The organism is Halopseudomonas sp. (assembly GCF_036961105.1).
Taxonomy (GTDB): domain Bacteria; phylum Pseudomonadota; class Gammaproteobacteria; order Pseudomonadales; family Pseudomonadaceae; genus Halopseudomonas.
Genome location: NZ_JBALWW010000009.1, coordinates 115406 through 136552, shown reverse-complemented (window position 1 = coordinate 136552; position 21147 = coordinate 115406). Strand labels below are relative to the sequence as shown.

The window sequence follows — 21147 nt, the reverse complement described above, 5'->3', positions numbered from 1 at the left end:
AAGAGCGCGATGCATTGGTGCAATATTCAGGGTCGCCGGATACCCAGCTCCGCCGGTAGCTGTTGTGGCGCGTTGATGGCAATTCGTTTCTGGCGACTGCTCTGGCCACTGAGCAGGCTGACCTGTTGTTTGCGGACGCCAAAGGCATCGGCCAGAAACACCTGCAGCATGCTGTTGGCTTTGCCATCCACCGGCGGCGCGCTGATGCGTACCTTGAGGCGATCGCCGTGCAGCCCGGCAAAGCCGATGCGGCTGGCGCCGGGTTGCAGGTGCAGATCCAGCAGCAGCGCGTCGCCGCGCCACTGGTAAAAGGTGGTCACAGCGCCAGCGTCAGGCCCTTGGGCATGCCGGTGGCGATCGCCATATTGGTGATCACCAGCATTTGCAGCAGGTTCAATGCGATAAAGGCAAAGATCGGCGACAGATCCAGCCCGCCCATGGACGGCAGAATCTTGCGGATCGGCGCCAGCACCGGCTCACACAGCTGGTTCACCAGCAGGGCTGCCGGGTTGCTGCTGCCCGGCGCGACCCACGACAGGATCACGCTGATGATGAGCGCAAAGAAAAATACCTTGAGAAAGAGTGCAGTGATGCCCACCAGCGACCAAGCCAGCAACTGCAGGATGCCCGGCAAGGCGTAGCCCATCAGCTTGATGATAATGGCCATGAGCACCAGCTGGATAATCAGCGCCAGCACCAGGGAGGCGAAGTCGACCCCGGCGTAGCCCGGGATGATCCGGCGCAGCGGCATCAGCAGCGGCTTGGTGGCGCGCACGATGAACTGCGAGAGCGGGTTGTAGAAGTCTGCGCGCACCAGTTGCAGGATAAAGCGCAGCAGTACTATCAGCAGATACAAGCTGCCGAGGGTCTGCACAATATAGATAGCTGCCATGTTCAGGCCGGTCATGTTGTTTCCTCAGGCGAGTTCTTTGGTCATTTCGGCGGCGCGGTTGGCGGCGGCCTGCATGGCGTGTTCCACCATCTGTGGCAGACCCTCTTCGCGGAAGGTATTGATCGCCCGCTCGGTGGTGCCGCCGGGCGAACACACGCGGCGGCGCAGCTCGGCTACATCCACATCGCTGTTCACGGCCATATCGGCGGCGCCCAGCGCGGTGAACAGTGCCAGGCGCTCGGCGGTGTCGCGCGCCAGCCCGAGTTTCTCGCCGGCATCGATCATGGCTTCGATCATATAGAAGAAGTAGGCCGGGCCGCTGCCAGAGACGGCGGTCACGGCATCGATCAGTTTTTCTTCATCCAGCCAGACGCTGATGCCCACCGCGTTGAGAATTTTTTCGGTCAGCGTCTTCTGCTCATCGCTGACCGCAGCGGTAGCGTAAAGGCCGCTCACACCCTGGCCGCGCAACGAGGGCGTGTTGGGCATGCAGCGTACGATGGCACTGCCGTCACCCAGCCAACTGGCCAGGCTGTCGCAACTGATACCGGCGGCAATAGAAATCACCAGCTGGCCCGGCTTGCGCTCGGCTGGCAAGGCGCGGCACACGGCCTGCATCACCTGCGGCTTGACCGCCAGCAGCAGCACATCACACTCGGCGGCAAGCACGGCGTTGTCAGTCACAGTGCGAATCTGAAACTGTTTGTGCAACGCCGCGCCCTGCTCGGGCTTGGGATCGCTGGCGATGATGTGTTCGGGCTTCGCGTTCTTCTGCAGCAGGCCGCCGATCAGGCTGGTCGCCATGTTGCCGGCACCGATAAAACCGATAATGGGCGCAGTCATTTAGTGGAACCTCGCTCGGAATGCGTGTTGGTTGTGGGGTAGTCTCGGGCGCCAAAGAGCGCGCTGCCAATGCGCACCATGGTCGCACCTTCCTGAATGGCTTCGGCCAGATCGTCGCTCATGCCCATCGACAGAGTATCGAGCGGCAGCGCCAGGGCTGCCTGGGCTTCGCGCAACGCGGCCAGCGGGGCGCGGCGTTCGGGGCTGGTCTCGGCTGGTGCCGGAATCGCCATCAGACCGCGCAGGCACAGACGCGGCAATTGCGCCACGGCTGCGGCCAACTCGGGCAGTTCGGTCAGGCTGACGCCGGATTTGCTGTCTTCGCCACTAATGTTGATCTGCAGGCAGACATTCAGTGGTGGCAGGTGTTCGGGGCGCTGATCGGACAGGCGGCGGGCGATCTTCAGGCGGTCGACGCTGTGTACCCAGTCGAAGTGTTCGGCGATGGTTTTGGTCTTGTTGGACTGGATGGGACCGATGAAATGCCAGGTCAGCGGCAGGTCAGATAGCAGCGCCATCTTCTCCAGCGCTTCCTGCAGGTAGTTTTCCCCTATATTCTGTACGCCAGCTGCCCAGGCGTCACGGATGGCACTGGCGGGACGCGTTTTGCTCACCGCCATCAGGGTAATGGTATCGGGTTCGCGGTCGGCAACGGCGGCGGCGCGCTGTATGCGTTCACGAACGTTTGCAATATTCTCTGCTATCGTGGACATTACTGACGTTAATACCTTGCCAATCGAATAGACTCTGCCGGCATTCTACATGCTTGCTGGTTGTTATGGGGAACCCAATGGATATTACCGAGCTGTTAGCCTTCAGCGCCAAACAGGGCGCGTCGGACTTGCACCTGTCGGCAGGATTGCCGCCCATGATTCGTGTGGATGGCGACGTGCGCCGGATCAACGTGCCGGCCATGGAACACAAGCAAGTGCATGCGCTGATCTATGACATCATGAATGACAGACAGCGCAAGGATTTCGAGGAGTTTCTCGAGACCGACTTCTCTTTCGAAGTGCCCGGTGTGGCCCGCTTCCGGGTCAACGCCTTCAACCAGAACCGCGGCGCCGGTGCCGTCTTCCGTACCATTCCTTCCAAGGTTCTGAGCATGGAAGACCTGGGCATGGGCGACGTGTTCAAGAAGATCTCCGACAACCCGCGCGGTCTGGTGCTGGTTACCGGGCCCACAGGTTCGGGCAAATCGACCAGCCTCGCGGCCATGGTCGACTACGTCAACAGCACCAAGTATCAGCATATCCTCACCATTGAAGACCCTATCGAATTCGTCCATGAGTCGAAAAAGTGTCTGGTCAACCAGCGCGAAGTGCACCGCGATACCCTGGGCTTTGCCGAAGCCCTGCGTTCGGCTCTGCGCGAAGATCCGGATATCATCCTGGTGGGTGAGATGCGTGACCTCGAGACCATCCGCCTGGCCCTGACCGCGGCGGAAACCGGTCACCTGGTGTTTGGCACCCTGCACACCACCTCGGCGGCCAAGACCATCGACCGTATCGTCGATGTTTTCCCCGGCGAAGAAAAATCCATGGTGCGTTCGATGCTGTCCGAATCCCTGCAAGCGGTTATTTCGCAGACGCTGCTGAAAAAGATCGGCGGTGGCCGTGTGGCCGCGCACGAGATCATGATAGGCACCCCGGCTATCCGCAACCTGATCCGTGAAGACAAGATTGCGCAAATGTATTCGGCGATCCAGACCGGCGGCAACATCGGCATGCAGACGCTCGACATGTGCTTGAAGGGTCTGGTTGCCAAGGGCCTGATTACCAAGGAAAGCGCCCGCGAGAAAGCCAAGGCGGTGGACGGGTTCTAACCCGGCTGGCAGTTTTGGCGGACACTGAGCAGTCCGCCGCGAAGGATAGAAGAGGCATAGCATGGAGTTTGAAAAGCTGTTGCGGCTGATGGTTGAAAAGGGCGCGTCTGACCTTTTCATCACCGCTGGCGTTGCACCCAGCATGAAAGTGAATGGCAAGATTCTGCCGGTTACCAAGACCCCGCTCTCCCCTGAGCAAACCCGCGAAACTGTGCTGGGTGTGATGACTGAAGCGCAGCGCCGCGAGTTTGCCGAAAAGCGCGAGTGTAACTTCGCCATCAGTGCACGGGGCATCGGTCGTTTTCGTGTCAGCGCCTTCTATCAGCGCAATCTGGTGGGTATGGTGTTGCGGCGCATTGAGATCAACATCCCGACCATGGAAGAGCTGCGTCTGCCTGAGATACTCAAGCAGCTGGCGATGACCAAGCGCGGGCTAGTGATCTTTGTGGGCGCGACCGGTACCGGTAAGTCGACCTCGCTGGCGTCGATGATCGGCTACCGCAACAAGCACTCCAGCGGACACATCATTACGATTGAAGACCCGATCGAATTTATTCATCAGCATCAGAACTGCATCGTCACCCAGCGTGAAGTGGGTATCGACACCGACTCATTCGAGATCGCGCTGAAAAACACCCTGCGTCAGGCGCCGGATGTGATCCTGATTGGTGAGGTACGCTCCAAGGAAACCATGGAACACGCGGTCGCCTTTGCCGAAACCGGTCACCTGTGTCTGGCTACCTTGCACGCGAACAACGCCAACCAGGCGTTGGACCGCATCATTCACTTCTTCCCGACCGAGCTGCACCAGCAGGTCTGGATGGACCTATCACTTAATCTCAAGGCAATTGTGGCCCAGCAGTTGATCCCGTCACCCGACGGCAAGGGGCGCCGAGCCGCTATTGAAGTGCTGTTGAATTCTCCGCTGGCCGCCGACTTGATCCGCAAGGGTGAGGTCCATGAGCTCAAGCCGCTGATGGCGCGCTCTGGCGAATTGGGCATGCAAACCTTTGATCAGGCGCTGTACAAGCTCTACAGCCAGGGCGAGATCACCTATGAAGATGCACTGGCGCACGCCGATTCGGCCAACGATCTGCGTCTGATGATCAAGCTGGGCTCGGAAACCGACGGCAAGCACCTGATGGGCGAGGAGAACAACGGCTTCTCCCTGGAAGAGGAAGACGAGAACAGCGTGCAGCACCGCACTCGGCGATAATCTGCGCTGCTCCGGGTTGGGCGCTAGTCCAGCCTCGGCGCCCGCGTGGTACTCAGCTGGTTGCGACCGCCACGCTTGGCCACCAGCAAGGCGTGGTCGGCGTGATTGATGGTAGTGGAGTAGCTTTCGCCCGGCTGATACTCGGCAATACCTATACTGATGGTCACGGTCACCGTATCCACCTGGGCGCGGATGGTCAGGCTTTCAATCGCCGAACGCACCCGCTCCATGACCCGGGTAGCGGCCGCGACATCGGTTTCCGGCATTAGAATCAGAAACTCTTCGCCGCCCCAGCGTCCGCAAACGTCCTGCTCGCGCACTTCGGCGTCCATTGCTCGAGCGATCTCGGTCAGTGCGCTGTCGCCCAGTTCATGCCCATACTGATCATTGATGGTCTTGAAATGATCGACATCCAGCATGGCAATGCTGAACGGGCGCCGGTAGCGCGAATGCCGTTCGGTTTCCTTTTTCAATCGCTCCACCAGCAGGCGGCGGTTGGCCAGGCCGGTGAGTGCGTCGTGGGTCGAGGCTTCACGCAGCGCCTCATTCAGATCGCGCATCATGTTCTGATAGCGGTCCGAGATGCGCGCCACTTTTTCCAGTTGGCGCAGCTGCTTGTTCAGTCGCTCGTTAAGCGATTGCTCCTGCTGCTTGGCCATGCCCTGGTAGGCATCCGAAATGCGGCTGAGACGGTCGATACGGCGGGCCAGATCCTGATGTGTTGCCCACAGTTCCAGCAGCGGCTCGTGCAGCGGATTGTCCTGCTGTTCTGGATCGTCCAGCAGTTCGCGGATACGGGCTTCAAGGTGCTGGGGCTGTTTCATTGGCGGCTCTAGTTAAGGCTGATGATGTCGAAAGGAAAGCTGCAGTCTTCCTTGAACTCTTCAGCTAGTTCGGCAACACGCTCATTCTGTGGATCGTAGTACCAGAAAACGGATACCGGTTTGCCTTCCTCGTGGGCAGCCTGCAACAAGTCAAAAATATCCATCATCGCCTTGACGCTGCTGGTGTTCAGGTACAGCAGGCGCAGCTCCAAGCCGAGTGGGGCATGGGCCTGCGCGAGATAGGACTCAATCCAGTCGAATACCTGCTGGAACATGTCGAAGGAGTTTTCCGGATAGGAGTCGCCTTCCATATACAGTTTGCCATTGGCCCAGTCGCTGCGGATTTCCGGAGTGGACTGGGAGCTGGCGATAGAAAAATCAGTCATTGTCTTCAACTCTTTACTCAATCAGATAACGGCGCGCAGGCTGAAAAAACCGCGTCCACCGGCCAGTGGTTGCAAGGAGGCCTGCAGCGGCGCGCTGGACTTTCGTGCGATATCGATCAGGCCCAGGCCGGCACCCGTGGAGCGGGCTTCCTCGCGGGGGCGCCGCAGTTGTTCCTTGTAGGCGGCCTTGAGTGCGGCCTTGTCGAGGCCGGCGAGACTCTCTACTGCCTGCAGCAGTTGCTCGCCGTCGGGCATTTCTATCAGGTTGCCGGCCGAGACCACGTAGCGGCCTTCGGTATCCCGCGAGACCACCACTGTGGCCCCGGCTTCCTGTTCGCTCCATTGCCGCGAGCGGGTGTAATGGCTGATGTTCTGCGTCATTTCGATATACACCGCAAACACATCCATGGCCGCACTGGGGTGGGCGTGGTCGGCGGACAGGTAGTTGCGCAGGGCATTGCCGATCTCTTCGATCAGACTGCGTGAAATCGGACCGTTGAAGCACAGCATGATCTGCTGGTCATTGAAGCGTTCACGCATGGCAAAAAGGTCAATCTTATCCATTACAGCTCCTGTGCGTTTCAGTGTCGGTCCGGTTCAGTCAAAGCGGAAACAGAGCATGGTGATGTCGTCACGTTGCGGGTAATCACCCTGATAGGCTGCCAGTGTATCGCTGAATGCCGCGCTTTGCTGCTCCAGCGGCAGTTGCGCATGCTGGCGCAGCATATCGGCAAAGCGGCTGTTGCCAAACCCGAAACCCTGCTCGCCGCCGGCCTGATCCAGGAAACCGTCGGTGCAGAGGTAGAAGGTGCGGCCGCTTTGCAGCGCTATCTCCTGGTTATGGTAGTCGCCCTGGCGCTTGTCGCCCAACGCGCGGCGGGCGCCAGCGAGATGTTCCACTTCCTGGCCGTCGCTGTGATAGAGCGCGATCTTGGCGCCCGAAAAGATCACTCGGCGCTGCTGCAGGTCGACGCAGGCCAGGCCCACGTCCATGTTGGTGGCGAGCGATTTGTATTCGGCGGAATCGCTGAGCATGCTGCGTACAATCTGGTCGGTGCGATGCAATATTGCCGCCGGGTCGGCCATGCCGCAGTCATTGATCGCCTGTTCCAGTGCGGCGTGTGCCAGCATGGTCATCAGCGCGCCAGGTACGCCATGGCCGGCACAGTCGACCACGCCGAACAGGCATTGCTGCTGCTCACTGCGGAAGATGTAGAAATCGCCACCCACCACATCGCGTGGACGCCAGAGCACCGCATGGTGCTGCCCCAGTGCGTTGATCAGATCGCGGTTGGGCAGAATGGAGCGCTGGATCAGGCTGGCGTAATCGATGGAGTCTTCTATCTTCTTGCGCGCGGTGAGCATGCTCTGATTCACCTCTTCCAGGTCGCGGGTGCGCTCCTGGACGCGTTGCTCCAGCTCGCTGGTGTGGCTGCGGACCTTCTGGGCCATGGCATCGAAGGCTTCGCTCAACTCGCCGATCTCATCGTTGCGTGTTGTCGGCATGGCTACATCATATCGACCGGCGGCCATCGCCTGCGCGCTCTGGCGCAGTTGACGCAGCGGTCGCAGCAGCAGGCGTTCGATGGCAAAGGCAAAGAGCACCACAAACAGGATCAGCAGGGCGCCCAGGCCCAGCAGAACGGGCAACAGCCAGGTGCGGTCGATTACCTGGGCGCTGTTCAGGTCCACGGCGTTGACTACGTACCAGTTCAGCTCGGGAATATGCGTCAGTGCCAGCAGGCGGGCGCTTCCATCAAGATGCACCGAGCGCACCTGCACCTGGTCCGGTGTCTGCTCTACGCTCTGCATCGCCTCGCGCACGGCCTGCTGATCACTGGGATTGTCGAGCATCTCGAACAGGCTGCTACCGGCGCGCGTAGCGGCATCGGCACCTGAGTTGAGAGCGATCAGACTGCGATCCTGGTGCGCCTGGATAGCACCTTCGCTGTCGATGATCATCGGCATCACGCCGCTGTCTTCGCTGGCGATGAAGTCGCGGATGAAGCTGGAAAGGTCCAGGCCTGAGCCAGCGAGCGCCAGCACCTCGCCACTGTCATCCCTGACCAGCATATTGAGCCAGACCTTGGTGGTATTCAGCTCGGGGTTGGAGTCGACATTGATGTTGAAGTGTTCGGTGTTGCGCAAGCTGGCAAAGAACCAGCTGTCGGCGGGCTTCTGCGGATCGAGAATATAGCGTGGCTCCTGGCTCAGCGGTTCTTCGTTACCGTTGAAATAGTAACCCAGGGTGCTGAGCACGCCGATAAAGTAGGCATGGTCGCGGAAGTCGGCGCGGTAACGCTCCGCTTCGCGGAAGAACAGCGCTTTTTTGTCGGCGTCCTGCGGATCCTTCAACCATTGCAGCGTGACTTCGGAATTGGCCAGGCGCAGCGACAGCGCCAGTTCACGGCTGATGGGCGCGCGAATCTTCTCGCGACTGAGCAGGGTGGCGTTGCGCGCATAAGCCTCGCCGAAATGCTGTTGGATTCCGCTGAGCAGCGACCAGCCGATCAGGCCGGCTGGCAGCAGTGCCAGTAGCGCGGCCAGGAACAGGGCGAGAAGAGATTTACCACGTAAGCCAAAGGCGGCCATTACCAAGATCCTTTTCGAGTGTCAGGTAAGTTCAGGCGGCGCGTTAGTGCGCCTGATATACCAGCTTTCCGTTGCATAGCGTGTGGGTGACGGCTGCGGGCGCGCCCTGGCCGATAAACGGACAATTGGCGCCACGTGACAGCCAGTTGCGACCAATCTCGCAGGCCTGGGCTGGGTCGAACAATGTGAGGTCCGCAGCGCCGCCGAGGGTAAGCTGGCCGGCTTGCAAATTGAGTGCGGCCGCCGGGCCGGTGGTCAGCCGTGACAGCAGGGCGGGCAGCTCAAGCAGACCGTCGGCAACCAGCGTCAGGGCCAGCGGCAGCAGTATCTCGACGCTGCTGATGCCCGGAGCCGAGGCGGCAAAGGGGACGCGCTTGACCTCTGGCTCGTGCGGCCTGTGGTGCGACGCAATGGCCTGTATCACGCCGCTCTGGACTGCTTCGCGCAGGGCGCGGCGGTCACTCGCCGAGCGCAGCGGCGGCATCACGTGCAGCAGGCTGGAAAAGCCTTGCAGGTCCTCATCGCAAAGCAGCAACTGGTAGGCTGCTACGTCGGCGGTGACCGGCAGGCCGCGCGCCTGGGCAGTCGCCAGCATATCCACCGCGCGGGCGCTGGTGAGGCCGCTGAAATGGGCGCGCACGCCGGTCTGCTCGATCAACAGCAGATCCCGCGCCAGCGCCACGGTTTCGGCGCTTTCCGGAATGCCAACCAGGCCCAGGCGCGAGGCGGTTGGTCCTTCGTGGGCCATACCGCCCTCGGACAATGCCGGGTCCAGGGGGGTGAAGATAATCGGCAGATCGAAGGTCGCTGCATATTCCAGTGAGCGGCGCAGAATGCGATTGCTGCCCATGGGTTGCAGGCCTTGGGTAAAGGCCACGCAACCGGCGTCACGTAGGGCTACCAGCTCGCTCAGATGTTCGCCTTCCAGGTTCCGAGTGAGCGCGCCTATGGGCAGCACGCGGGCATGCCCGGCCGCCTGGCTGCGGTCCAGAATCAATTCGGCCACTGCCGGGGTGTCCAGCACCGGCCGGCTGTCCGGCGGGCAGCACAGGCTGGTCACGCCGCCGGCGGCAGCGGCGCGGGTTTCGCTGTCGATACTGCCCTTGCGGCTGTAACCGGGTTCGCGCAGGCTGACGTTCAGGTCCACCAGGCCAGGGCAGGCAATCAGCCCGCGGGCGTCGATGATCTGGTTGGCATTGAACCCCTCGGGTGCGGCCCCTATGGCCTGAATATGGCCGGCGGCAATGTGCAGGTCGGTGATCTGGTCAAAATGGCTGGCCGGGTCGATTACCCGTGCGCCTTCAATGGTCAGTCGCATGGTTCAGTTCGCTTCCTGGGTAAGCTGGCGCTGGGTGGTCTGTCCGGTCATGGCCATGGACATCACGGCCATGCGCACGGCGATGCCGTAGGTAACCTGCTTGAGAATCACCGACTGCGGGCCGTCCGCAACCTCCGACTCGATTTCGACGCCGCGATTGATCGGCCCCGGGTGCATGACCAGCGCGTCCGGCTTGGCCAGTGCCAGGGTTTCGCGGGTCAGGCCGTACAAGCGGTAGAACTCGCTTTCGCTCGGCAGCAGGCCGCTTTGCATACGCTCGCGCTGCAACCGCAGCATGATCACTACGTCGACGCCACGCAGGCCCACGCGCAGGTCGTTGAACACCCGTACGCCGTATTGATCGATGCCTTCGGGCAGCAAGGTGCGCGGCGCAATCACGCGAATATCCGGGCAGCCGAGGGTCTTGAGTGCCTGCATGTTGGAGCGCGCCACGCGCGAATGCAGGATGTCGCCGACAATGGCCACCGACAGCTGTTCAAAGTCGCCGCGGTGGCGGCGGATAGTCAGCATGTCGAGCATCGCCTGCGTTGGATGTGCGTGGTTGCCATCACCGGCGTTGATCACCGCGACATCCGGGCACACCCGTTCGGCAATGAAGTGCGCCGCGCCCGAGTCACCGTGCCGCACGACAAACATGTCGGCTGCCATGGCCTCCAGATTCTGCAGGGTGTCGTACAGGGTTTCACCCTTGCTGGTTGAGGAGGTCGAAATGTTCAGGTTTAGCACGTCGGCAGATAGGCGCTTGGCCGCCAGTTCAAAGGTGGTGCGGGTACGCGTGGAGTTCTCGAAGAACACGTTGCAAACCGTCTTGCCGCGCAGCAGCGGGACCTTCTTGACCGCGCGCTCGCCGACTTCGAGAAAGGAATCGGCGGTATCCAGAAGCTCGGTCAGCAGCTCGCGCGACAGCCCTTCGATGGTGAGGAAGTGGCGCAGTTGGCCCTGGTGGTTCAGTTGCAGGTGGTGCGGCATCTGGCTCATGGCAGTCTCAATGGGTAACGGCGTTCAGGGTTAGCTGCAGGGGCGAGGGGCCAGTGAGTTTGACCCGCTGGCCCGCAGGCAGCGTGAGGCTGGCGCCCAGCACGTCGGCACGTACCGGCAGTTGCCGGGCTTCGATATCCAGCAGGGTGACCAGGGTCACCGAGGCTGGGCGGCCGTAGTCGAACAGCTCGTTGAGCGCGGCGCGGATGGTGCGGCCGGTCATCAGTACATCGTCCACCAGAATCAGGTGGCGGCCATCCACGCTGAAGGGCAGTTCCGAGGGGCGCACCCGCTGTGGCAGGCCGTGCTGCTCGAAGTCGTCGCGGTAGAAGGCGATGTCGAGCGTGCCCATGGGGGCATCGGGCGCTACCCGTTGATGCAGCGCCTGGGCTACCCACACGCCGCCGGTATGGATGCCGACAAAAGCCGGATCCTCGATCTGGCGCGCCTGCAGGTAATCACGCAACTGATCGGCCATCTGCTCCAGCAGTGGACCGACCTCGGGCAGTGCGCTGGTTTGGGGTGCTGCGCTCATCACATCTCCTTGGGCTGGCTGGCAAGCCAGGTTTCGAGCAGCAGCGCCGCAGCCAGGCTGTCTACCGGGTTATCCCGGTAACTGCCGGGCGTACGGCGCTGATCGCGTAACTGTTGTTTGGCTTCAAAAGTCGACAGGCGCTCATCGATGCATTGCGCCGGCACTTGAAAGCGCCCCTCGAGACGGCGGGCGAACTTGCTGGCACGGGCGCTCATCTCGCTGTCGCTGCCATCCATGTTGAGCGGCAGACCGACAATCAGCACGTCCGGCTTCCACTCCTGGATCAGCTTGCCGATCTGCTCCCAGTCGGGAATGCCGTCGCGGGCGCGCAGATTGACCAACGGCTCGGCACTACCGGTCAGCGTCTGGCCCACGGCAACACCTATCTGGCGGGTACCGTAGTCAAAGGCGAGCGCGCGCTGATGCGGCATCAGGCGTGTCCCGCCTGGCTGGTCAGCAGTGCCCAGTCGATGCCCAGCGAGCGGGCCGCGGCGACGAGGCGCTCGGTGCTGGGTAATTCGAACAGGATGTGGTGGTCTGCCGGGCAACTGAGCCAGACGTTATCGACCAGCTCCTGCTCCAATTGGCCAGCGGTCCAGCCAGCGTACCCCAGGGTAATCAATGCTTCGCTGGGCCCCAGCCCGCGGGCCATGTCGGAGAGAATGTCACGCGAGGTGGTGAGCTGCACCGGGCCCAGATCCAGGCTGGACTCCCACTGGTGGGGGCCGCGATGCAGCACAAAGCCACGCTCGGGGTCTATCGGCCCGCCATTGAAGATCCGGCATTGCTGGCCCGCCGATACGCTGAGCTCGGGGTCCAGTTGGTCGAGCAGGTCTGAGAGGCTGAGGTCGCTGGGCTGGTTCACTACCAAGCCCATGGCGCCCTGGTCCGAGTGTTCGCAGAGGTAGATCAGGCTGTGATCAAAACGCGGATCGGCCATGTGTGGCATGGCGATCAGAAAATGATGGGTGAGATTGCTCGGTGTGTTTTGCGTCATGCGCATAGTATTGGGCGGATGTCTTTGTAGGGCAAGGGCGCGCGCGGGTCTGTTGCAGTTCCATTGCCGGCCAGGTGGCAACAGAGCCGGTGATCACGAGCTGGAAACGCGGTCGCCCGGTTCAAAGCGCCAGGTGCGGATGATCTCCAGTACATCCACGTCCATCAAATCGCCAGTGAAGGGCGTGAAAGGCGCCGATAGGCGGACGATCCGCAGAGCAGCATTGTCCAGTACCTTGTGGCCGGAAGATTCCAGAATGCGCACCTCGCGCAGGGTGCCATCGCGGTTGATCGAGACCAGCAGGCGCAGGCTGCCGTAGATCTTGTTGCTACGCGCCTCGGCCGGGTAGTTCAGATTGCCGACCTTCTCTACCTTGCGCCGCCAGGCATCCTTGTAATAGGCGCCCTTGTCCTGCATGGTCGAGGCGGCATTGAGGCGCAGGATGCGTGGCCGGCGAGCGTATTGCTGACGCTCTTCGGCCAGTTGCGCTTCCAGGCTGGCGATCTCGCTGGACAGGGTGTTCATGTTGAAATGCAGGTTGGCCGGCGGTGCCTCGGTCGGCTTGGGCTTGGCCGGTGCCGTGGTGACCTGGTCCAGCTTGGGCGCACTGGTGGTGACCACCTTCTGTTCCTGCGGCACCGGCGGCGGCGCGCTGACCTGCTGCACCGGATTGACCTTGTGGATCTCGCTGTCCTGAAAGTCGGCCTCTTCCGGCGTGCTGGGCGCAGCCTTTTCTTCCAGAGTGCCGCTGCCCTGCTGGTTGTGCTGGGCCAGGTAATCGGCTTGTTCTGGCTGCTCTTCGCTTTGCTGGGTTGCCAGGGTGATTTCCAGGCTTTTGGACAGCTCGCTGGGGGTCGGCAGATCGAAGGTAATGCCAAGGATGACCAGCGCGTGCAACACCGCGGCGATAAACAGGGTGAAGCCCAGACGGTCACGGGCGGTGACAGTCGGTGGCTGCGGGGGAGGAGGTGTCACGGCTGTATTCATGCTGTCCGTAGGCTGTGGCGTGAGTCAGATATCCGGTGAAGTCTGCCGCGCCCGCCGCGAAAAGTCCATGCACCGCGTCATCTCTGGCCCAATAGCCGAGAGATGACGGCGTTGGCGTCTCAGCGTGCCGCCAACTGCTCGGCGATGGCGTCCATCAACTGGCCGCCGATATCGGTCTGGTAGGCAGCGTCTATTTCGCGGATGCAGGTGGGACTGGTGACGTTGATTTCGGTCAGATAGTCGCCGATCACGTCCAGCCCGACAAACAGCAGGCCACGTTCACGCAGTGTGGGCCCCACCTGTGCGGCGATCCAGCGGTCGCGCTCGGTCAGCGGTCGTGCTTCGCCGCGGCCTCCGGCGGCCAGATTGCCGCGGGTTTCGCCCTTCTGCGGAATGCGCGCCAGGCAATAGGGCACGGGTTCGCCCTTGATCATCAGAATACGCTTGTCGCCGTCGAGGATTTCCGGCAGGTAGCGCTGCGCCATGATCTGTTCCTGGCCGTGGCGGGTCAGGGTCTCGATGATTACGCTGAGGTTGGGGTCGTTTTCCTGTATGCGGAAAATCATCGAGCCGCCCATGCCGTCCAGGGGTTTGAGAATAACGTCACGGTGGTGGGCGGCGAATTCGCGCAGAATGTCGGCGCGTCGGGTGACCACATGCTCCGGGGCGCATTGCACGAACTGGGTGGCAAAGAGCTTCTCGTTGCAGTCGCGCAGGCTGGCGGGCCGGTTGACGACCAGGACCCCGGCGCGTTCGGCCGCTTCCAGGATATGCGTGGCGTAGAGAAACTCGTTGTCGAAGGGCGGGTCCTTGCGCATCAGAATGACATCCAATGTACGTAGACTCAGCCGCTCGGGCTCGCCCAGGTCATACCAGTGTGCCGGGTCGGCATGTACCTGCAGCGGTCGCATGCTGCCCATGGCCTGACCATCGGCCAGATACAGGTCCTGGGGTTCGAGGTAGTAGAGCTCCCACTGGCGTCGGCTGGCAGCCAGCAACATGGCCAGAGTACTATCTTTTTTGTACTGGATCGCGCTGATGGGATCCATGACGACGCCGAGACGAATAGGCATATAGAGGTAAGGTCCGCGCAGTTTCGAGGGTGGCATGGAGTGTAACGCCTGAAGCCGTGCGCGAGAAAGGCCGGCTAATTTCGCTGGATGTCTTGCTCGCGAGCAAGCTTTATAGATTGGCCGATAAATCTATGCTAAAAGTACGCGGAAAAGGAATTGGCGGGTCAGTGGCTGCGGCGACTCAGCCACACAGATCGAACCACCATTAATAACAAAGGCTGGTCTTATGGAAGAAAATTTCGAGAGCCTGAAGGTCATGGTGATTGACGACAGCAAGACAATCCGTCGCACGGCGGAAACCCTGCTGAAAAAAGTCGGTTGCACCGTGATCACCGCAGTGGATGGCTTTGATGCGCTGGCCAAGATTGCGGACAACCACCCCGATATCATTTTCGTTGACATCATGATGCCGCGGCTCGACGGCTATCAGACCTGTGCGCTGATCAAGAACAACAGTGCCTTCCGTTCGACGCCGGTGATCATGCTGTCCAGCAAGGACGGTTTGTTTGACAAGGCCAAGGGGCGCATAGTCGGTTCGGATCAGTACCTGACCAAGCCTTTCAGCAAGGAAGAACTGCTTGGCGCCATCCGCGCCCATGTGCCGCAAACCGGCAGAATGGCCGGAGCCGCTGGCGTCTGAGCATGTTAGCATCACCTTGAATTAACCCGGGGGGAGTCCAATGGCCCGCATTCTGGTAGTAGATGATTCGCCGACCGAGCTGTACAAGCTCACCGGCATGCTTGAAAAGCACGGTTATGAAGTACTTAAGGCAGAGAATGGGGCGGACGGCGTGGCGCTCGCGCGTCAGGAAAAGCCGGACGCAGTGCTGATGGATATCGTCATGCCCGGGCTCAATGGCTTTCAGGCGACCCGTCAACTGACCAAGGATCCGGAAACCGCACATATTCCGGTGATTATCGTTACCACCAAAGACCAGGAAACCGACAAGGTCTGGGGCACACGCCAGGGTGCTAAGGATTACCTGACCAAGCCGGTCGAGGAATCCACTCTGATCCAGACACTGAAATCGGTACTCGGCAGCTAGGAAATTCTGCCCGTTCGATGCCGCATAACAACGAGAACAGACACGGCATGTCAGATACACAGCATCCCTTCGATCTTTTGCAGTCGCTGGCCCAGCGTTGCCGCAGCCAGGCCAGCGGACTGCCGTCCCAGGTCGTGGTCAGCGAGACCTGGAGTGGCGTCGGCTTTCGGCTGGCTGGCCACTTCATGCTGGCGGCCATGGGCGAAGTCAGCGAAATCCTGCACGAACCACGCTATACCGCGCTGCCCCGGGTCAAGGCCTGGGTGCGAGGCGTGGCCAACGTGCGTGGTCGCCTGCTGCCAATCATCGACATGAGCCGCTTCTTCGGCGTTGCCAGTACCGCGCCGCGCAAGCAGCGGCGGGTGCTGGTGCTTGATCGCGACGATGTCTTTGTGGGGCTTCTGGTAGACGAGCTGTTGGGGATGCAACACATGCCGGTCAGCACCTTCAGTGAGCACCTGCCTGAGCTGGACGAGGCAGTACGGCCTTATGTGGTCGGCGCCTACGCAGGCGAGCAACCGGCACTGGTATTCAATTTTCGCGCATTGGCGCACGATCAGACGTTTCTCGACGTAGCGCTCTGATCCGTTTTGGGGTGCGGCCGGGCAATCCGCTGCCGCAACGGAGCATGTTAGTTAGAACAGCAAGGCTGTAGGCCAGGTAGGGGCCATATAATGAAAAAGTTCGATAGACAGATGCTGTCCACGATGCGAAGCAACCGCACGCTCACCGGCCTGTTCGCCGCACTGATCCTGTCGTTGTTATTGCTCTTCGTAAACTTCCTGTACCTGAATATTCAGAGCGCGTACGACACCGAATACATCGGTCACGCGGGCGAGTTGCGCGTGCTTTCGCAGCAGATCTCCAAATCGGCGACCGAAGCGGCTACCGGTACGCCCGAAGCCTTCGGTCTGCTGCTGACCGCGCGTAATGACTTCCAGCAGCGCTGGGACTACCTGGTCAATGGCCGGGAAGAGACCGGCTTGCCGCCCACCCCGCAAGCGCTGCAGGAGCAGCTGGCGCTGGCGCAGGCGGATTGGGACAAGGTACGTCGCAACGCCGATGCCATCCTTGCCAGCCAGGCGACCGTACTGTCGCTGCATGAGGTTGCCAACACCCTGTCCGATACCGTGCCGCAGCTGCAGGTGGAATACGAAGACGTGGTAGACGTGCTGATCACCAGCGGCGCTCCCGCCGCGCAGGTGGCCATCGCCCAGCGCCAATCGTTGCTGGCGGAACGTATTCTCGGCTCGGTAAACCGGGTACTGGAAGGTGATCAGGATTCGGTCATGGCAGCCGACAGCTTTGGTCGCGATGCCAGTCTTTTCGGTCGCGTGCTGCAGGGCATGCTGCAGGGCAATGCCGCCATCGGCATCAGCCGGGTAACCGATCCCGAAGCAGCCAGCCGATTGGAAGAGATCCAGTCGCTGTTCCGTTATGTATCCGATTCGGTTGATCAGATTCTGCTGACCTCTCCCGAGCTCTATCAGGTCCGCTCGGCCGCCAACGAGATCTTCACCGACTCCCAGTCGCTGCTCGACAATGTGTCCGGGCTGGCCGCCGGCTTTGAAAGTCGCGCCGATTCCCGGGTAGTGAACACCCTGCTGGGCTACGCGCTGGGTGTCATTGCGCTGGGCTGTATTTTGCTGATTGGGGTGCAGATGACCCGCGAAACCCGCGAGCGTCTGGCCGAAACGGCAGAGAAGAACGAGCGCAACCAGGCGGCGATTCTGCGTCTGCTGGATGAGATCGGAGACCTGGCCGACGGTGACCTTACCGCCCAGGCGACGGTAACCGAAGACTTTACCGGCGCAATCGCTGACTCCATCAACGAATCCATCGACCAACTGCGCGCATTGGTACAGACGATTAACGAAACCGCCCTGCAGGTGGAAGGCGCTGCCCAGGAAACTCAGGGTACGGCGATGCATCTGGCCGAAGCCTCCGAACACCAGGCACAGGAAATTGCTGGTGCCTCGGCGGCGGTGAACGAAATGGCTGTGTCGATTGACCAGGTATCGGCCAACGCCTCCGAATCGGCTGCGGTAGCAGAGCGCTCGGTAGCCATCGCGAACAAGGGCAACGAGGTGGTACAGAACACCATCGTCGGCATGGATACCATTCGTGAGCAGATTCAGGACACCTCCAAACGCATCAAGCGCCTGGGTGAATCGTCCCAGGAGATTGGTGACATCGTCAGCCTGATCAACGACATCGCCGACCAGACCAACATTCTGGCCTTGAACGCCGCCATTCAGGCATCCATGGCCGGTGATGCCGGCCGCGGCTTCGCGGTGGTAGCGGACGAAGTACAGCGCCTGGCAGAACGTTCCTCCGGGGCGACCAAGCAGATTGAAGCGCTGGTCAAGACCATTCAGACCGACACCAACGAAGCGGTTATCTCCATGGAGCAAACCACCTCCGAGGTTGTCCGGGGCGCACGACTGGCCCAGGACGCCGGTGTGGCACTGGAAGAGATCGAAAAGGTATCCACCAGTCTGGCAGCGCTGATTCAGAATATCTCCAACGCCGCGCGGCAGCAGGCTTCCTCCGCCGGCCACATCTCCAACACCATGAACGTGATCCAGGAGATCACCTCGCAAACCTCGGCAGGTACCACCACAACCGCCCGTAGTATCGGTGAGTTGGCAAAACTGGCCGAGGCCATGCGTCAGTCGGTTGACGGCTTCACGCTACCGCAGCAGGACGACTAAGCTGAGTCGGAGGGCCGCTCATGCGGTCTTCCGGTTCCGCTTGGAGCGAGGGGCATATAGTGCAGACAACGCAAAACTGGTCGTTGCAACAACTGCCGGAAATGGACGCGCATCAGTTTCGGCAGTGGCAGACACTGCTGGAGGCGCGTACCGGCGTGTGCGTGAGTGATCAACGCAAGACCTTTCTGCAGACCAGCGTTGGCACGCGCATGCGCGAGCTGAATATTGCCGACTATCAGACCTATTATGAGCACGTGACCCAGGGCCCCGCGGGCGCTGTGGAATGGTCTGCATTGATCGACCGGCTGACCGTGCGCGAGACCAGCTTCATGCGCCATCGGCCGTCGTTTGACGTCATCGGCCGGCATCTCGACAAGCTGCTGGCCGAGCGCGCGGCGGATCGACCCTTGCAGCTCTGGAGTGTGGGCTGCGCTAGCGGTGAAGAGGCCTATTCGATGGCCATTATCAGCGAGCAGAGCATTGCCAAGGCCGGGGGCCATGCCAGCGGTTATGGCATCTGGGCGACCGACATCAGTCTGAAGGCGCTGGAGCAGGGCAGGACAGCAATCTACTCCGGCAACCGCCTGGGCGGCCTGGATGAGCGCGAGCGCCGCGAATGGCTGCAGTCGCTGCCCAATGACCGCTATGAAATAGCCTATGGCTTGCGCGACCGTGTGTGTTTTTCCCGTTTGAACATTCTTGAATTGGCCCAGGCCCCGATCCGGGACCTGGATATCATCTTCTGCCAGAACCTGCTCATCTACTTCCGTCGCTGGCGTCGCCGCGACCTGCTCAACCTGCTGGCCACGCGACTCGCGCCGGGCGGCATGCTGATCATCGGACTGGGTGAAATCATGGACTGGAATAATCCCCTGCTTGAGCGTTTACCTGATGATCGGGTACAGGCTTATGTGCGCCGGGATAGCACTGGACGTCTGGAGTGAACATGGGTGATCGGCATGATTATGTCGCCCTCGATTGGGTCAAGGGCGAGATTTCCGAAACGCTGAACCAGGCGCGGCAGGCACTCGAAGCTTTTGTAGAAAACCCCGAGGATTCTACGCGTCTGCGCTTCTGCCTGACTTATATACACCAGGTTCACGGCACGCTGCAGATGGTCGAGTTTTATGGCGCAGCCCTGCTTGCCGAGGAAATGGAGCAACTGGCCCAGGCTTTGATGAACGGCACTGTGACCCGCGAGAGCGAGGCGCTGGAAGTGCTGATGCAGGCAATCCTGCAGATGCCCGCGTACCTTGACCGGGTGCAGAGTGGCCGGCGCGACCTGCCGCTGGTGCTGCTACCGCTGCTCAATGACATGCGCACCGCACGCGGTGACAAGCTGCTGTCCGAAAACGCGCTGTTCAGCCCGGGACTGGATACCAGCACCGCAACGGCGACCAGCGCTGATTATGCCGACCTTACCGATGCCGAGAGCGTGCGCCAGTTGCGCAAGCTGCGTCAGGCGCTGCAGATGTCGCAGGCCGGGGTAATCCGCGGCTTGCAGGTAGAGGCCAACAGCCGTCACCTGCGCAATGTCTTCAGCCGGCTGCAACAGCTGTGTCAGGGTGCGCCCTACGCTGATCTTTGGGCGGTTTTTGCCGGGGTGGCCGAAGGCCTCGAGCTGGGCACCATCGAAAATGGTGCAGCAATACGCCAGCTGTTACGCCAGGCAGACCAAGAGCTGCGCCAACTCATGGCCCGGGGCGCCGCGGCGCTGGATAGCAAGCCGCCGCCGGAGCTGATGCGCAACCTGCTGTTCTATGTAGCCAAGAGTGCTGACGGCAGCCCACGGCTGGATGCGCTGAAAGCGCGCTATCAGTTACAGGGCTCCTGGGCCGGTGGTCAGGATGATCTCGCCGCCGGCGATGCGCGGCTGGTGGGTCCCGACCGGGGTGCCATGCAATCGGTGGTAATGGCGCTGGGCGAAGAGCTGATGCAGGTCAAGGATCAGCTCGACCTCTTCGTGCGCAGCGATCGCAGCCAACTGGACGGCCTGTCGGCGCTGTTGCCGACCATGAAGCAGATCAGCGATACCCTGGCCATGCTGGGTCTGGGTCAACCGCGTCGGGTATTGAGTGAACAGATAGAGCAGGTACAGCGCCTGGCCAGTGGCGAGTCGGGCGTGACCGATGCCGCCTTGATGGATGTGGCTGGCGGCATGCTCTATGTAGAAGCCAGTCTGCAGGGCATTCTGGGTCTGGAGCGCGGCGATCAGGAGGGTGCGGGCGATACCGACATGCAGCGTCTGGCTGCGGCCCAGGACATAGTCCAGGTCCAGCACATGGTGGTGCAGGAAGCTCGTAACGCGCTGGAAGAAACCCGCGAAGCCATCAACGCCTTTATCGCCAACCAGTGGGATCACAGCCAACTCGAGCCGGTCGATGACCTGCTTAACAGCGTGCGCGGAGGCCTGGCCATGCTGCCCTTGGCGCGCGCCGCCGCCGATGTGGGCGCCTGCCGCCGTTACATCAATGAACAATTGATAGTGCCGCAGGCCGTGCCGGACTGGGTTGCTCTGGATGCGCTGGCGGATGTGATTACCAGCATCGACTATTACCTTGAGCGTCTGGCCGAAGACGACAGCAATCGCGGCGACAGTATTCTGGATGTGGCTGAAGAGCGCCTTGCGACCCTTGGCTATCATCCGGACTCGCTGCCGCCCGAAATGGCGTCGCAAATTGAGGCAGAGGCTGGTGAGCAAGAGCCTGCGCCAGCAGACTCGGAAGCGTCGCTGTCCGACATGGCCGGCGACGCGGGCGTACTGCCAGCCGAAGCCACGGCCGATACTCTGGAACCGAGCCAGGTTGAACCGGCGTCCAACCTGACCGAGACCGAGACCGAGACCGAGACCGAGACCGAGACCGAGACCGAGACCGAGACCGAGACCGAGACCGAGACCG

General features: G+C 61.2%; 23 protein-coding genes. 8 read left to right on the top strand and 15 right to left on the bottom strand.

Annotated features, from left to right (window positions below; translation table 11 throughout):
* Window positions 1-26 precede the first annotated feature (26 nt).
* The 4 genes from V7756_RS11130 to V7756_RS11115 are packed head-to-tail and all read right to left on the bottom strand — an operon-like array spanning window position 27 to window position 2448.
* A complete protein-coding gene (locus V7756_RS11130) occupies window positions 27-320 on the bottom strand; it encodes a DUF167 family protein (protein WP_335610243.1) in 294 nt (97 codons plus the stop codon).
* A complete protein-coding gene (locus V7756_RS11125) occupies window positions 317-907 on the bottom strand; it encodes a YggT family protein (protein WP_335610242.1) in 591 nt (196 codons plus the stop codon). Before V7756_RS11125 ends, V7756_RS11130 begins: the two co-directional genes overlap by 4 nt.
* A gap of 9 nt (window positions 908-916) precedes the next feature.
* On the bottom strand, window positions 917-1735 hold the full coding sequence (gene proC / locus V7756_RS11120; RefSeq protein WP_335610241.1) for a pyrroline-5-carboxylate reductase: 819 nt from the start codon (window positions 1733-1735) through the stop codon (window positions 917-919).
* Window positions 1732-2448, bottom strand: a complete 717-nt coding sequence (locus tag V7756_RS11115) for a YggS family pyridoxal phosphate-dependent enzyme (RefSeq protein WP_335610240.1) — start codon at window positions 2446-2448, stop codon at window positions 1732-1734. The genes proC and V7756_RS11115 overlap by 4 nt, the downstream gene beginning before the upstream one ends.
* 77 nt (window positions 2449-2525) lie before the next feature.
* On the opposite strand from V7756_RS11115, the gene V7756_RS11110 reads away from it, so the two are divergent.
* Together V7756_RS11110 and V7756_RS11105 are read left to right on the top strand one after the other, a co-directional pair.
* Window positions 2526-3560: a type IV pilus twitching motility protein PilT gene (locus V7756_RS11110; protein WP_335610239.1), complete on the top strand. Its 1035-nt coding sequence runs from the start codon at window positions 2526-2528 to the stop codon at window positions 3558-3560.
* 61 nt (window positions 3561-3621) lie between these two features.
* Complete coding sequence (locus tag V7756_RS11105; RefSeq protein ID WP_335610238.1) at window positions 3622-4776, top strand: PilT/PilU family type 4a pilus ATPase; 1155 nt, start codon at window positions 3622-3624, stop codon at window positions 4774-4776.
* Between the two features lie 23 nt (window positions 4777-4799).
* On the opposite strand, the gene siaD is transcribed toward V7756_RS11105, so the two are convergent.
* The 11 genes from siaD to gshB form a co-directional block, all read right to left on the bottom strand.
* Window positions 4800-5600 (bottom strand): biofilm regulation diguanylate cyclase SiaD, encoded by an 801-nt coding sequence (gene siaD, locus V7756_RS11100; protein ID WP_335610237.1) that lies wholly within the window; start codon window positions 5598-5600, stop codon window positions 4800-4802.
* Window positions 5601-5608: 8 nt separating this feature from the next.
* A complete protein-coding gene (siaC, locus tag V7756_RS11095) occupies window positions 5609-5986 on the bottom strand; it encodes a biofilm regulation phosphoprotein SiaC (RefSeq protein ID WP_335610236.1) in 378 nt (125 codons plus the stop codon).
* 21 nt (window positions 5987-6007) lie between these two features.
* Window positions 6008-6550 carry a biofilm regulation protein kinase SiaB gene (gene siaB / locus V7756_RS11090; protein ID WP_335610235.1) on the bottom strand — a complete coding sequence of 181 codons (543 nt, stop codon included), beginning with the start codon at window positions 6548-6550 and terminating at the stop codon, window positions 6008-6010.
* Window positions 6551-6583: 33 nt separating this feature from the next.
* Complete coding sequence (gene siaA, locus V7756_RS11085) at window positions 6584-8578, bottom strand: biofilm regulation protein phosphatase SiaA (RefSeq protein ID WP_335610234.1); 1995 nt, start codon at window positions 8576-8578, stop codon at window positions 6584-6586.
* Between the two features lie 43 nt (window positions 8579-8621).
* On the bottom strand, window positions 8622-9896 hold the full coding sequence (locus tag V7756_RS11080) for a dihydroorotase (protein ID WP_335610233.1): 1275 nt from the start codon (window positions 9894-9896) through the stop codon (window positions 8622-8624).
* A gap of 3 nt (window positions 9897-9899) precedes the next feature.
* Window positions 9900-10895, bottom strand: a complete 996-nt coding sequence (locus tag V7756_RS11075; RefSeq protein WP_335610232.1) for an aspartate carbamoyltransferase catalytic subunit — start codon at window positions 10893-10895, stop codon at window positions 9900-9902.
* A 7-nt stretch (window positions 10896-10902) separates the two neighbouring features.
* Complete coding sequence (pyrR, locus tag V7756_RS11070) at window positions 10903-11430, bottom strand: bifunctional pyr operon transcriptional regulator/uracil phosphoribosyltransferase PyrR (protein WP_335610231.1); 528 nt, start codon at window positions 11428-11430, stop codon at window positions 10903-10905.
* Entirely contained in the window at window positions 11430-11861 is a 432-nt protein-coding gene (gene ruvX, locus V7756_RS11065; RefSeq protein WP_335610230.1) for a Holliday junction resolvase RuvX, read from the bottom strand. The genes pyrR and ruvX overlap by 1 nt, the downstream gene beginning before the upstream one ends.
* Entirely contained in the window at window positions 11861-12427 is a 567-nt protein-coding gene (locus V7756_RS11060) for a YqgE/AlgH family protein (RefSeq protein ID WP_335610229.1), read from the bottom strand. The genes ruvX and V7756_RS11060 overlap by 1 nt, the downstream gene beginning before the upstream one ends.
* Window positions 12428-12520: 93 nt before the next feature.
* Window positions 12521-13414 (bottom strand): TonB family protein, encoded by an 894-nt coding sequence (locus V7756_RS11055; RefSeq protein ID WP_442908992.1) that lies wholly within the window; start codon window positions 13412-13414, stop codon window positions 12521-12523.
* A gap of 119 nt (window positions 13415-13533) precedes the next feature.
* On the bottom strand, window positions 13534-14487 hold the full coding sequence (gene gshB / locus V7756_RS11050; protein ID WP_335610250.1) for a glutathione synthase: 954 nt from the start codon (window positions 14485-14487) through the stop codon (window positions 13534-13536).
* 226 nt (window positions 14488-14713) lie between these two features.
* On the opposite strand from gshB, the gene V7756_RS11045 reads away from it, so the two are divergent.
* The 6 genes from V7756_RS11045 to V7756_RS11020 all read left to right on the top strand — a co-directional run.
* Window positions 14714-15127, top strand: a complete 414-nt coding sequence (locus V7756_RS11045) for a response regulator (protein WP_335610227.1) — start codon at window positions 14714-14716, stop codon at window positions 15125-15127.
* Between the two features lie 40 nt (window positions 15128-15167).
* On the top strand, window positions 15168-15533 hold the full coding sequence (gene pilH / locus V7756_RS11040) for a twitching motility response regulator PilH (RefSeq protein ID WP_335610226.1): 366 nt from the start codon (window positions 15168-15170) through the stop codon (window positions 15531-15533).
* Between the two features lie 47 nt (window positions 15534-15580).
* Window positions 15581-16117, top strand: a complete 537-nt coding sequence (locus tag V7756_RS11035) for a chemotaxis protein CheW (RefSeq protein WP_335610225.1) — start codon at window positions 15581-15583, stop codon at window positions 16115-16117.
* Window positions 16118-16207: 90 nt separating this feature from the next.
* On the top strand, window positions 16208-18247 hold the full coding sequence (locus V7756_RS11030) for a methyl-accepting chemotaxis protein (RefSeq protein WP_335610224.1): 2040 nt from the start codon (window positions 16208-16210) through the stop codon (window positions 18245-18247).
* 59 nt (window positions 18248-18306) lie between these two features.
* The gene (locus V7756_RS11025; protein WP_335610223.1) at window positions 18307-19191 is read left to right on the top strand and encodes a CheR family methyltransferase; all 885 of its coding nucleotides are present in this window, start codon (window positions 18307-18309) and stop codon (window positions 19189-19191) included.
* 2 nt (window positions 19192-19193) lie between these two features.
* On the top strand, window positions 19194-21147 hold a 1954-nt coding region (locus tag V7756_RS11020; RefSeq protein WP_335610222.1), incomplete at its 3' end, for an Hpt domain-containing protein.

Bases quoted from the DNA above. Each gene is read 5' to 3' on its own strand.
- siaC (WP_335610236.1), bottom strand. From the start codon at position 5,986: ATGACTGATTTTTCTATCGCCAGCTCCCAGTCCACTCCGGAAATCCGC.
- siaA (WP_335610234.1), bottom strand. From the start codon at position 8,578: ATGGCCGCCTTTGGCTTACGTGGTAAATCTCTTCTCGCCCTGTTCCTG.
- gshB (WP_335610250.1), bottom strand. From the start codon at position 14,487: ATGCCTATTCGTCTCGGCGTCGTCATGGATCCCATCAGCGCGATCCAG.
- ruvX (WP_335610230.1), bottom strand. From the start codon at position 11,861: ATGCCGCATCAGCGCGCGCTCGCCTTTGACTACGGTACCCGCCAGATA.
- V7756_RS11045 (WP_335610227.1), top strand. From the start codon at position 14,714: ATGGAAGAAAATTTCGAGAGCCTGAAGGTCATGGTGATTGACGACAGC.
- V7756_RS11035 (WP_335610225.1), top strand. From the start codon at position 15,581: ATGTCAGATACACAGCATCCCTTCGATCTTTTGCAGTCGCTGGCCCAG.
- V7756_RS11105 (WP_335610238.1), top strand. From the start codon at position 3,622: ATGGAGTTTGAAAAGCTGTTGCGGCTGATGGTTGAAAAGGGCGCGTCT.
- V7756_RS11115 (WP_335610240.1), bottom strand. From the start codon at position 2,448: ATGTCCACGATAGCAGAGAATATTGCAAACGTTCGTGAACGCATACAG.
- V7756_RS11055 (WP_442908992.1), bottom strand. From the start codon at position 13,414: ATGAATACAGCCGTGACACCTCCTCCCCCGCAGCCACCGACTGTCACC.
- V7756_RS11110 (WP_335610239.1), top strand. From the start codon at position 2,526: ATGGATATTACCGAGCTGTTAGCCTTCAGCGCCAAACAGGGCGCGTCG.
- proC (WP_335610241.1), bottom strand. From the start codon at position 1,735: ATGACTGCGCCCATTATCGGTTTTATCGGTGCCGGCAACATGGCGACC.
- pilH (WP_335610226.1), top strand. From the start codon at position 15,168: ATGGCCCGCATTCTGGTAGTAGATGATTCGCCGACCGAGCTGTACAAG.
- siaB (WP_335610235.1), bottom strand. From the start codon at position 6,550: ATGGATAAGATTGACCTTTTTGCCATGCGTGAACGCTTCAATGACCAG.
- V7756_RS11030 (WP_335610224.1), top strand. From the start codon at position 16,208: ATGAAAAAGTTCGATAGACAGATGCTGTCCACGATGCGAAGCAACCGC.
- V7756_RS11060 (WP_335610229.1), bottom strand. From the start codon at position 12,427: ATGACGCAAAACACACCGAGCAATCTCACCCATCATTTTCTGATCGCC.
- siaD (WP_335610237.1), bottom strand. From the start codon at position 5,600: ATGAAACAGCCCCAGCACCTTGAAGCCCGTATCCGCGAACTGCTGGAC.
- V7756_RS11080 (WP_335610233.1), bottom strand. From the start codon at position 9,896: ATGCGACTGACCATTGAAGGCGCACGGGTAATCGACCCGGCCAGCCAT.
- V7756_RS11075 (WP_335610232.1), bottom strand. From the start codon at position 10,895: ATGAGCCAGATGCCGCACCACCTGCAACTGAACCACCAGGGCCAACTG.
- pyrR (WP_335610231.1), bottom strand. From the start codon at position 11,430: ATGAGCGCAGCACCCCAAACCAGCGCACTGCCCGAGGTCGGTCCACTG.
- V7756_RS11125 (WP_335610242.1), bottom strand. From the start codon at position 907: ATGACCGGCCTGAACATGGCAGCTATCTATATTGTGCAGACCCTCGGC.